Below are 10,529 nucleotides of genomic sequence, written 5' to 3' on the forward strand. Positions count from 1 at the left end.
CTCTCGTCGATGAGACGGCCTCAAGACTTTTTTCCGAGGGCTTCCTTGAGCAACTCATTCTGCATGCTCATCTCCGCATACATCTTCTTGAGGCGGCGGTTCTGCTCGGCCATGTCCTTCATCTCTACGATGAGCGACGCGTCCATACCGCCAAATTTGGCCCGCCATTTGTAAAAGCTGGCACTGCTCATCCCATGCTCCCGGCAAAGCTCAGAGACCGGCACACCGCCCTCCGCCTGCTTCAACACAGCCATGATCTGCGCATCGCTAAATCGTCCGTTCTTCATCGTAAATCTCCTCAGATATCTTGCCGAGAAAATTCTACTTTTGAACACCACTAATTTTAGGGGGGATTACCTTCCGGCCTCAACGGAGTTTTCGGATCTGCGCGGCCTCAAAGAAAGGCACGTGCAAGATCTGGAAATCAGGTGGCGCTGGGTCTTACCTTAAGTCGCACAGTTGGTGGTCACTCCCAACAATTGTTGGGCGCCCCTAATACTGCATTGCTTTGCGCCATGCTTGAGCGAGCCGTGCACTGTCCGGCCCCGCCCGATGTGGTGCCGAACTCCGCTCAAGTGCCTCATACAGCATGTCGAGCGCAAAGCCCGAAAAGCTGGCAAAGGACACTCGGTGACAATCCTCGATAGTGGGTATCGCGGCCTGCGAACCTGCTTTCATCAATCGGGACAGCCAGCGTGTTTCAAATTCCGGAGCATCAGACACCAGAACTCTGTCTCCCAAGTTCTGAAGTAGATCACCAACAACATTGTCGGCAGTCGGTGCGTTTTTAAGCTCCTCAATCGCGATGCCATGGACCGCCGCACTCTGAGGAGCCCAGTCGGAAAGATCCCAGTCACGTGCCGGCCGGATCAGCGTGCTCCAAGTCTTCACTTCGCCGTCTTTCAGCCACGAAAGTCCAACTTCAATCGGCCAGCTTTCCTCGGACAAGCTGGACGCTTCAAAGTCCAGCGTAGCGAGGTTCTCAATGTCAGGTTTTATCTTCATAGCGCGATCTACCTTTCAAAAATGTCATCATGTCCGCGTCAAGCTTCCGTTTAGCTTCGATGCAATTCACGTAATCGGTGGCTTACATTGCACATGTTTTTGGGTCGGCGCGGTCTCACTAAGAGGACCGCGCACGAACTGAAAACACTGTGAGTTAGGAGATGGCAATTTGGCTGACTTCGATGCAGCGGCATCGAAAATCGGCTACCTAACATCCGGCTCATCGCCAATTTGGATCGGTAGACACTGCCAAGAAGTTAGCAGATCATAAATTAAAGCCGCCAAGAGTGGTCATTTCGTCGATTTAGGCCGAAATATTTCATCCGGCCAAAATCGTTTTAATTCAGTGCGTTGCTACCCATTGGCAAAACTTACCCCGCCTCATGGCAAACCAAAACAGGGATTTTGGCATAACTATGCCCGTCACGACATCTTGTCATTCTATGACACTACCCGCACTTGGAATGCCCACAAGACGCACAGGTCATACATCCCTCGACCATCCGCAGGTCAAACTGGCCGCAACTCGGGCAGGACTTCCCACGCGGCGCTTCAAAACCAATGACTTTGGACTGCGGGTCAGCCTTTAAGCCCATGCCCTCGCCCGCGATGAACCCCGTGGCGATCATGTGCTGTTCGATCACACCGCCGATGGCCGCGAGGATGGAGGGCACGTATTTGCCTTTCATCCATGCCCCGCCACGCGGATCAAACACAGCTTTAAGCTCTTCAACCACAAACGACACATCGCCGCCGCGCCGGAACACTGCCGAGATCATCCGCGTCAATGCAACCGTCCACGCGAAATGCTCCATGTTTTTGGAGTTGATGAAGACTTCGAAAGGCCGCCGGTGGCCGCTGATCACCACATCGTTGATAGTGATATAGAGCGCGTGCTCGGAATCGGGCCAGCGGATTTTGTAGGTCGAGCCTTCCAGCTCGTTCGGGCGGTCGAGCGGTTCGGCCATATAGACAACCTCGCCGCTGTCGCCGATCTGGTCGGGGCTCTCGCCGGGAGCGGATTCTGTGGTCTCGGTCACGCTCAGCACACTGCCGGTCACATCGTTGGGGCGGTAGGTTGTGCAGCCTTTGCAGCCCTGATCCCATGCCGCCATATAAACGTCCTTGAAGGCATCAAAGCTGATGTCCTCCGGGCAGTTAATGGTCTTGGAGATACTGGAATCGACCCATTTCTGGGCTGCCGCCTGCATTTTAACGTGCTCCAGTGGCGCAAGTGTCTGGGCGTTGACGAAGTAGTCGGGCAGCGCGGCGTCACCTTTTAAGTCCCGCCACATCTGAACGGCGTAGTCGATGACTTCTTCTTCGGTGCGGCTGCCGTCTTTTTGCAAAACCTTGCGGGTATAGGCATAGGCGAACACTGGCTCAATCCCCGAGCTTACGTTGCCTGCATAGAGGCTGATCGTGCCGGTCGGCGCGATGGAAGTCAGCAGTGCGTTGCGAATGCCATGCTCGCGAATGGCGTCGCGCACGTCGTCATCCATTTGCTGCATGGTGCCGGAAGCGAGATAGGCCTCGGCATCAAACAGCGGGAAGGCGCCCTTTTCCTTGGCCAGTTCGACCGAGGCCAGATAGGCGCTGCGCGCGATTGCCTTAAGCCAGCTTTCGGTCTGTGCCGCTGCCGCGTCGCTGCCATAGCGCAAACCGAGCATCAAAAGCGCGTCAGCAAGGCCGGTGACGCCCAGCCCGATGCGGCGCTTGGCTTTGGCCTCGCGCTCCTGCTCCGGCAGGGGGAATTTCGACACGTCAACGACGTTATCCATCATCCGCACCGAGGTCGCGACCAGCTCGTTCAATGCCTCAACGTTTAACGCCGCTGCGTCCTCAAACGGATCACTGACCAGACGGGCGAGGTTGATCGATCCGAGCAGACAGGCGCCATAGGGCGGCAAAGGCTGCTCGCCGCAAGGGTTGGTTGCCGCGATCGTCTCGCAATAGCTCAGGTTGTTGGCCTTATTGATCCGGTCGATGAAAATCACACCGGGTTCTGCGAAATCATAGGTCGCACGCATGATGCGGTTCCACAGATCGCGCGCCTGAACCGTGCGGTAAACCTTGCCGCCAAATACCAGATCCCAAGCGCCGTCAGCCTTGACCGCATCCATGAAATCATCGGTGATCAACACCGACATATTAAACATCCGCAACCGTGCGGAATCGGATTTTGCCGCGATGAAATCTTCTACGTCGGGATGGTCACAGCGCATCGTTGCCATCATCGCGCCGCGGCGGCTGCCTGCCGACATGATCGTGCGGCACATCGCATCCCAGACGTCCATAAAGCTCAACGGTCCGGATGCATCCGCCGATACGCCCATCACGTCCGCGCCCCGTGGCCGGATGGTCGAGAAATCATAGCCGATGCCACCGCCCTGCTGCATGGTCAGCGCGGCTTCCTTGAGCATGTCGAAAATGCCACCCATGCTGTCGGGGACCGTGCCCATGACAAAGCAATTGAACAGCGTCACGCGGCGCGCGGTGCCGGCCCCGGCCGTAATCCGGCCTGCAGGCAGATATTTGAAATCTTTCAAAGCAGCGTAGAACTTGTCTTCCCAGCCCGATTTGTCGTCTTCGATCTGCGCCAGATCACGGGCGATTCGCCGCCAAGTGTCCTCGACGGTCACATCTTTGGGCGTACCGTCGGCAGCTTTGAAGCGGTACTTCATATCCCAGATTTGTTCGGCGATGGGGGCGGCAAAACGAGACATCATGATTCCTTGCGGTTACAGGCGGCTTCTCAAGGGATTGGAGATTGAAAACTACCACACTTTGAATTTAGAGACCAATGCACTACATCATGTCGTAGCTCAGGACTAGGTGGCCACGGTGGAAAAACACGTCAATCTGATAAAACTCTCTGTCGGGACCGAGGGGGTCGACGACCTGCTGGCGTGGCAGGCTACGCCCCGCGCACAGACCAAAGACGGTCTACCGCGCCATGTCACCCGTATGTGGCCCAAGCGCGAGCCTGAAATTCTCAACGGCGGATCAATATATTGGGTCGTGAAGGGTCTAATCCAGTGCCGCCAGCGTGTGCTGCGGTTGGACGAGCAAACCGGCGCGGACGGTATCCGCCGTTGCGCCATCGTGCTTGATCCTGATCTGATCCGCACCCAATCCAGCCTGCGCCGCCCGTTCCAAGGCTGGCGCTACCTCAACCCCGCAGATGCGCCGCCTGATCTGCCGATAGGCCGCGAGGACGAAGAGCCCCTGCCCGTTGACCTCAGCCGTGCACTCGCCGAAATCGGCATTCTCTAGGCAACTTCAGTCCAGATACAGCGCCTCGATCTCGACGGCGCAATCTCATAGACCTTCGCGTGAGGATTATCGCTGCGTTAAGCCAGCAGTTCAGTCAGCTTCGCCATAGTGACGCGATCCGCGTCTTCCATCGGCGCGGTGCGGCTACGCCAAAGCGTGGCCTGCGACTGCAAAATCATCCCGTCGCTGAGAATCTTGAGGTGATTTGCGCGCAAGGTTTCACCGCTGGAAGTGATATCAGCGATGGCCTCGGCGGTCTCGTTCTTGACGGTGCCTTCGGTAGCACCCTGGCTGTCGACCAGCGCGTAATCCGCGACCCCTGCGGCGCGCAAAAAGTTACGCACCAAACGGTGGTACTTGGTCGCAATGCGCAGCCGGAACCCGTGATGCGCCCTAAACGCGGCCGCCGCAGCGTCAAGATCGTCTAGCGTATCCACGTCGATCCACGCCTGCGGCACAGCAATAATCAGATCGGCATGGCCGAACTGTAATTCCTCGACAGGCTGCACAAGCTGCTCCCACAGCGCGAGCTTTTCCTGCACCAGATCAGTGCCGGTCACCCCCAGATGGATACGCCCCGCTGCCAGTTCGCGAGGGATCTCTCCGGCGGAAAGCAGCATTAGCGTCACATCGTCAATGCCTTCAACCGCGCCAGCATATTCTCGGTCAGATCCGGTGCGCTGCAAGGTGATGCCACGCGCGCCAAACCACTGAAACGTCTTTTCCATCAGCCGCCCCTTGGACGGCACACCCAGCTTGATCGTCATTGCGCACCTTCCAGTTCCAGCATCAAACCGGGGCGCATCACGCCGCCCACGGCAGGAATTTCGCGCCCCTGCCCCAACCGCCGCGTCAACGCGTCATAACGCCCGCCGCTGGCAATGGTCGGCAGACCCGCGCGGGTTTCCGAGCGGAAGCCAAAGACGAAGCCGTCATAGTACTCCATCGTAGTGCGGCCATAACTTGCCTCGAAAAGCAGGTTTGCGGTGTCGACGCCGCGCGCCTTGAGCGCGATCTCCCGCGCTGCCACGCGGTTCACTGCACCCGCGATAGCTGGCATATCGACCGCGAGATCGCGCAGGCGGCTCAGCGCATGAGGCATGGTTTCGCGCACGTCGAGCAAGGCTTGGATCAAATCAACTTGCATTGCGGGAATCGCGGGGGCCGCTGCGTCGTCCTTCAAAGCGGTGACCCGCGCTTCAACCTCGGCACCCGACCGCACACCGATTAGCGGCGCCGAACAGGTGACCTCGCCCGCCAACAGCGCAACGCGGCTGGGCGGCAAGGGCGCACGACCGGCAAACCGCTCCAACAGTGCGCGAAACCGCCGCGGTCGCCAGATATGCCGCATCAGCGCCTGCTTGCGCCGTGCGGTCGTTTGCAAGCCCTCAACGGCAGCCATCAGCACGCCAATATCACCGGTAATCGCCCGCAGCGGCAGGCCTTTCAGGGCGTCGGCAATCAGTGCGAAAACTTCGGCATCTGCCGCCGCCGGGTCCTCACGGTCAAAAACCTCATAGCCGACCTGAATGTACTCATTCGCGCGGCCCGGATCGAGTTCTTGGCGCCGGAACACCTCGCCGGAATAGGTATAACGTGCCGGTTCGGCCCCGTGCAGCATGTGCATCTGGACCACGGGCACGGTAAAATCAGGCCGCAGCATCTGCTCGCCGCGCAGCGCGTCCGAGGTCACATAGGCGCGCGCGCGGATGTCCTCGCCGTAGAGGTCCAGCAGCGTTTCTGCGGATTGCAGGATTGGTGGCTCGACCAGCACAGCACCTTGCGCCTCAAACAGGGCACGCAGGGCGGCGGCTCTCGCGAGAGTTTCAGACCGCGTCGGCATCAGCACGCCTCCCTTGTCATCGGGCGGCGCTGCCGTTTCGCGAGCATTTTCACAAAGAGAGCCATAGCGCGGAATCCTGTCGGCTGCGTTCGGCCCCGCGTCTAGCCGAGCAGATGACCAAGGGCAAGGCGCGGCCCATTTACCTACACGCCCTGCATCTGCGGGTTTCTCTATCCCAGCCAGCCAGAGCATGCTAAAGCGCCCGCCATGGAACACCTCGAAGAACAAATCGCCCATCTGACCCGCGTCGTTGACGACCTGTCAGAGATCGTTGCCAAACAGGCCGACGAGATTGTGACCCTCAATCGCAGGGTCCATATGCTGATGCAGCGCGAAGGCGAACGCGACGCATCGGGTGGTGGCACGGTGGTGATGGGAGACGAGCGCCCGCCGCATTATTAATGCGGCATAGGCGCTAGAGCTCCTCCACCTCCATCACCCCGCCGAGCGACCGGATTGCGCCCTTAATCTGCGGCGTCACCGGATATTCCCGGCCCAGATCGACCTCGACCTCACCCGGCAGCGCCGGATCCATCAGGCACAACTGCACCGGACCGAGCCCTGCATTTCGGGCCGCTTTACGCGCGCCTTCCAGCACATCAGCCACCGCTGCAATCGCGCCGACCTCGTCAATGAACACCCGCAAGCCCATGCTTCCCGCGCCCTCAACGGCAGTATCAATTGGCACCACTCCACGGCCCAAGAGCTTCAGCTGGTCTGATTCCATCGTCGCCTCGACCGTGACGACAACCTTGGCGCCGACCTCTAGATAATCACGACATTTCTCCAACGTGTCCGAAAACAACGTGACCTCGTAGCCGCCCGTCGTGTCCGACATCTGGGCAAAGGCAAAGCGGTTGCCGCGCGCCGATTTACGCTCCTGCCTGCCCGCAACAACCCCCGCCAGCTTGGCTACCAGCGGGCCGTTCTCGGCCTTGGCGGTCAGCTCGTCCAGCGTCAGCACGCCTTTGCGTTTCAGGGGCCCCATGTAGTCATCCAGCGGATGGCCGGAGAGGTAAAAGCCGACGGCCTTGAACTCTTCGGTTAGCCGTTCCGCCGATTGCCAGTCATCGCAAGGCATCATCCGTGGCTCAGGCAGGTCATCACCCGCTTCGCCAAACAGCGACACCTGATTGCTGGCCTTCTGCTCATGGATCGCCGCGGAATATGCCACCAGCGCATCGAGGCTCTGGAACACGCGGCGGCGGTTGCTATCAAGCTGGTCAAAGCCGCCCGAGCGCGCCAACATCTCCAGCGGGCGCTTACCCACGCGTTTTAAATCAACCCGCCGCGCCAGATCATAAAGTGTGGCAAAGGGCTTGTCAGCGCGGCCTTCGGTGATCAGCTTCATCGCCTCGACGCCAACGTTCTTCAATGCGCCCAGCGCATAGACCAGCGCGCCATCCACGACCTTAAATGTGGCATTCGAGCGGTTCACACAGGGCGGCACCCACGGCAGTTCAAGCCGCTTGCGCACCTCTTCGAAATAGATCGACAGCTTGTCGGTGAGATGGATATCGCAGTTCATCACACCAGCCATGAACTCGACCGGATGGTTCGCTTTCAGCCAAGCGGTTTGATAGCTGACCACGGCATAGGCGGCGGCGTGGGACTTGTTGAAGCCGTAGTTGGCGAATTTCTCCAAAAGGTCGAAAACCTCGGTGGCTTTCTTTTTGTCGACCCCGTTTTCCATCGCGCCCTTTTCGAACTTGGGACGCTCCTTTGCCATCTCCTCGGCGATCTTTTTGCCCATCGCACGGCGCAAAAGGTCCGCGCCGCCAAGGCTATATCCCGCCATGACCTGCGCGATCTGCATCACCTGTTCCTGATAGACGATGATGCCTTGGGTCTCTTCAAGGATATGGTCAATCGAGGGGTGCACCGACTCGCGCTCGCGCTTGCCGTTCTTGACCTCGCAATAGACCGGAATGTTTTCCATCGGGCCAGGGCGATACAGCGCCACCAGCGCCACGATGTCCTCGATACAGGTCGGTTTCATACGCTTCAGGGCATCCATCATGCCCGAGCTTTCCACCTGAAACACCGCAACGGTCTTGGCGCTGGCATAAAGCCGGTAAGACGCCGCATCATCCAGTGGAATGGTGCTGATATCGTCGATCAGCCCCTCTGGCGGGCTGAACAGCTCATCGCCACCCGCCGCGATATGCAGATGCCGCCCCGACGCCTTGATCTGATCGACCGCGTTCTGGATCACCGTCAGCGTTTTCAGGCCCAAAAAGTCGAACTTAACCAATCCGGCCTGTTCCACCCATTTCATATTGAACTGGGTCGCCGGCATGTCCGAACGTGGATCTTGATAAAGTGGCACAAGCTGGTCGAGCGGCCTGTCGCCAATCACCACCCCCGCCGCGTGGGTCGAGGCATTGCGCAGCAGCCCCTCGACCTGTTGGCCATAATCCAACAGCCGCGCAACGACCTCTTCGTTTCGGGCTTCTTCACGCAAGCGCGGCTCATCCGCCAGCGCCTTTTCGATGGAAACAGGTTTGACCCCCTCAACAGGGATCATCTTGGACAGGCGGTCCACCTGCCCGTAAGGCATCTGCAAGACCCGCCCGATATCGCGCACCGCCGCTTTGGACAGCAGTGCACCGAAGGTAATGATCTGCCCCACCTTATCGCGCCCGTATTTCTCCTGCACATAGCGGATCACCTCTTCACGGCGGTCCATGCAAAAGTCGATGTCAAAGTCAGGCATCGAAACCCGTTCAGGGTTCAAAAATCGCTCGAACAGCAGGTTATAGCGCAGCGGATCAAGGTCGGTGATGGTCAGCGCATAGGCCACCAGCGACCCCGCACCCGACCCCCGCCCTGGCCCGACCGGAATATCGTGATCCTTGGCCCATTTGATGAAGTCCGCAACGATCAGGAAATAGCCCGGAAAGCCCATGCCCTCGATGATACCAAGCTCGAAATCGAGCCGCTTTTCATAGCCTTCCACACTGACCGCATGGGGAATCACGGCCAAACGGCCTTTCAGCCCCTCGTGAGCCTGCCTTTTCAGCTCTTCAATCTCGTCGTCAGCAAACTTTGGCAGGATCGGATCGCGCCGATACGCCATAAAAGCGCAGCGCTTGGCGATCTCGACGGTATTGGCCACCGCCTCGGGCAGATCAGCGAACAGCGTCACCATCTCGGCCTGCGACTTGAAATAATGCTGCGACGTCAGCCGTCTGCGCGGTTGTTGTTGATCGACATAGGCACCTTCCGCGATGCAGATCAGCGCATCATGGGCCTCGTACATCTTGGCATCGGGAAAATAGACATCATTGGTCGCCACCAAGGGCAGGTTCATCTCATAGGCCATCTCGACAAAGCCGCGCTCTGTCAGGCCTTCCTTTTCCAGCGGACCGTTCTCGCCCGGATGGCGCTGGATCTCGACATAAAGCCGGTCCTTGAAGGTCGCCGCCAGTTGCGTCATCAGCGCCTGCGCCGCAGGCCGCTGCCCCGCCTGCAAATGCTGCCCCACGGGTCCGTCCGGCCCACCAGTCAGACAAATCACATCGCTGCTATACTGCGCCAACTCCGCCAGCGTCACCGCAGGCACCGCGCCGCCCTTATCCAGATAGAGGCAGGAGTTGAGCTTCATCAGGTTTTCATAGCCGGTCTCGCTCTGCGCCAGCAAAACCACCGGGGCCGGATCGCGCTCCCGCTCGCCGGGCAGCAATTCGACGTAAGCGACATCAACCTGACAGCCGATGATCGGCTGCAACCCCGCCCCCGCCATCGCGACAGAGAATTCCAGCGCCGCGAACATATTGTTCTTATCGGTAAGCGCCAACGCGGGCATTTCGGCCTTGCGACACATATCGGGCAGCTTTTTCAGCCGTAACGCCCCTTCCAGCAACGAATATTCGGAATGGGTGCGCAGGTGTATGAATCGGGGGGATGTGGTCATTCTGCCATCCTATCCCCCGCCCCCGCGCGGCGAAAGAGCCAGATCGAACCTCCCGCCCGATAAATACCTAGCCCACACGCTAACCATATTGACGCCCGCCGATTTGTCAGGCTACCCACCGCCATGACCTTTCAGCTTGATGCCAGCTTTTCCGCCCTTTCAGATCCGACGCGCCGTGCCGTGGTCGAGACATTGATGGCTGGCCCCGCCACCGTCAGTACGCTGGCCGCTCCGCATGACATAGCGCTGCCGACCTTCCTGCGCCATTTGCGGGTGCTTGAGACCTGCGGCCTCGTCCGCTCGGTCAAAAAGGGCCGCGTGCGCACCTGCCACATCGAACCTGCGCCTCTGCTTGCGGTGCAAGGCTGGCTTGAATGGCAGCGCCGCCTTCTGGAAGGCCATCTGGATAAACCACCCGCTTCTAAGCCCTAGTGGGATAGCAACAGGCCGCGCCCCTGTTACTGTCCTGTTACCGCGCCCCTGCCGCGA

Annotated in this window: 8 protein-coding genes and 1 pseudogene; 3 read left to right on the top strand and 6 right to left on the bottom strand. The window is 59.2% G+C overall.

Features of this window, described 5'->3' with window-relative positions:
* From BM174_RS17350 to BM174_RS17360, 3 genes and pseudogenes are all read right to left on the bottom strand, one after another.
* Window positions 1-287, bottom strand: a pseudogene (locus BM174_RS17350) (transposase); the annotation flags it as partial.
* Window positions 288-492: 205 nt separating this feature from the next.
* Window positions 493-1,005, bottom strand: a complete 513-nt coding sequence (locus BM174_RS17355; protein WP_093925119.1) for a 3'-5' exonuclease — start codon at window positions 1,003-1,005, stop codon at window positions 493-495.
* 449 nt (window positions 1,006-1,454) lie between these two features.
* Window positions 1,455-3,731, bottom strand: coding sequence for an adenosylcobalamin-dependent ribonucleoside-diphosphate reductase (locus BM174_RS17360; RefSeq protein ID WP_093925120.1), 2,277 nt, complete (start codon window positions 3,729-3,731; stop codon window positions 1,455-1,457).
* A 118-nt stretch (window positions 3,732-3,849) separates the two neighbouring features.
* On the opposite strand from BM174_RS17360, the gene BM174_RS17365 reads away from it, so the two are divergent.
* A complete protein-coding gene (locus tag BM174_RS17365; protein WP_093925175.1) occupies window positions 3,850-4,281 on the top strand; it encodes a DUF1489 family protein in 432 nt (143 codons plus the stop codon).
* 77 nt (window positions 4,282-4,358) lie between these two features.
* On the opposite strand, the gene hisG is transcribed toward BM174_RS17365, so the two are convergent.
* Both hisG and BM174_RS17375 read right to left on the bottom strand, forming a co-directional pair.
* On the bottom strand, window positions 4,359-5,048 hold the full coding sequence (hisG, locus tag BM174_RS17370; RefSeq protein WP_093925121.1) for an ATP phosphoribosyltransferase: 690 nt from the start codon (window positions 5,046-5,048) through the stop codon (window positions 4,359-4,361).
* Complete coding sequence (locus BM174_RS17375; RefSeq protein WP_093925122.1) at window positions 5,045-6,124, bottom strand: ATP phosphoribosyltransferase regulatory subunit; 1,080 nt, start codon at window positions 6,122-6,124, stop codon at window positions 5,045-5,047. Before BM174_RS17375 ends, hisG begins: the two co-directional genes overlap by 4 nt.
* A gap of 207 nt (window positions 6,125-6,331) precedes the next feature.
* Here BM174_RS17375 and BM174_RS17380 point away from each other — a divergent pair, with 207 nt between their 5' ends.
* Complete coding sequence (locus BM174_RS17380) at window positions 6,332-6,526, top strand: SlyX family protein (protein ID WP_093925123.1); 195 nt, start codon at window positions 6,332-6,334, stop codon at window positions 6,524-6,526.
* A 13-nt stretch (window positions 6,527-6,539) separates the two neighbouring features.
* Here the strand turns inward: BM174_RS17380 and dnaE are convergent, their stop codons facing one another.
* Complete coding sequence (gene dnaE, locus BM174_RS17385; protein WP_093925124.1) at window positions 6,540-10,040, bottom strand: DNA polymerase III subunit alpha; 3,501 nt, start codon at window positions 10,038-10,040, stop codon at window positions 6,540-6,542.
* 123 nt (window positions 10,041-10,163) lie between these two features.
* On the opposite strand from dnaE, the gene BM174_RS17390 reads away from it, so the two are divergent.
* Window positions 10,164-10,472: an ArsR/SmtB family transcription factor gene (locus tag BM174_RS17390; protein WP_093925125.1), complete on the top strand. Its 309-nt coding sequence runs from the start codon at window positions 10,164-10,166 to the stop codon at window positions 10,470-10,472.
* The last annotated feature ends 57 nt before the right edge of the window (window positions 10,473-10,529 follow it).

The sequence above is a fragment of the Sulfitobacter brevis genome (genome assembly GCF_900112755.1).
Lineage (GTDB): Bacteria > Pseudomonadota > Alphaproteobacteria > Rhodobacterales > Rhodobacteraceae > Sulfitobacter > Sulfitobacter brevis.

Bases quoted from the DNA above. Each gene is read 5' to 3' on its own strand.
- BM174_RS17355 (WP_093925119.1), bottom strand. From the start codon at position 1,005: ATGAAGATAAAACCTGACATTGAGAACCTCGCTACGCTGGACTTTGAA.
- BM174_RS17360 (WP_093925120.1), bottom strand. From the start codon at position 3,731: ATGTCTCGTTTTGCCGCCCCCATCGCCGAACAAATCTGGGATATGAAG.
- hisG (WP_093925121.1), bottom strand. From the start codon at position 5,048: ATGACGATCAAGCTGGGTGTGCCGTCCAAGGGGCGGCTGATGGAAAAG.
- BM174_RS17375 (WP_093925122.1), bottom strand. From the start codon at position 6,124: ATGCCGACGCGGTCTGAAACTCTCGCGAGAGCCGCCGCCCTGCGTGCC.
- BM174_RS17380 (WP_093925123.1), top strand. From the start codon at position 6,332: ATGGAACACCTCGAAGAACAAATCGCCCATCTGACCCGCGTCGTTGAC.
- dnaE (WP_093925124.1), bottom strand. From the start codon at position 10,040: ATGACCACATCCCCCCGATTCATACACCTGCGCACCCATTCCGAATAT.
- BM174_RS17390 (WP_093925125.1), top strand. From the start codon at position 10,164: ATGACCTTTCAGCTTGATGCCAGCTTTTCCGCCCTTTCAGATCCGACG.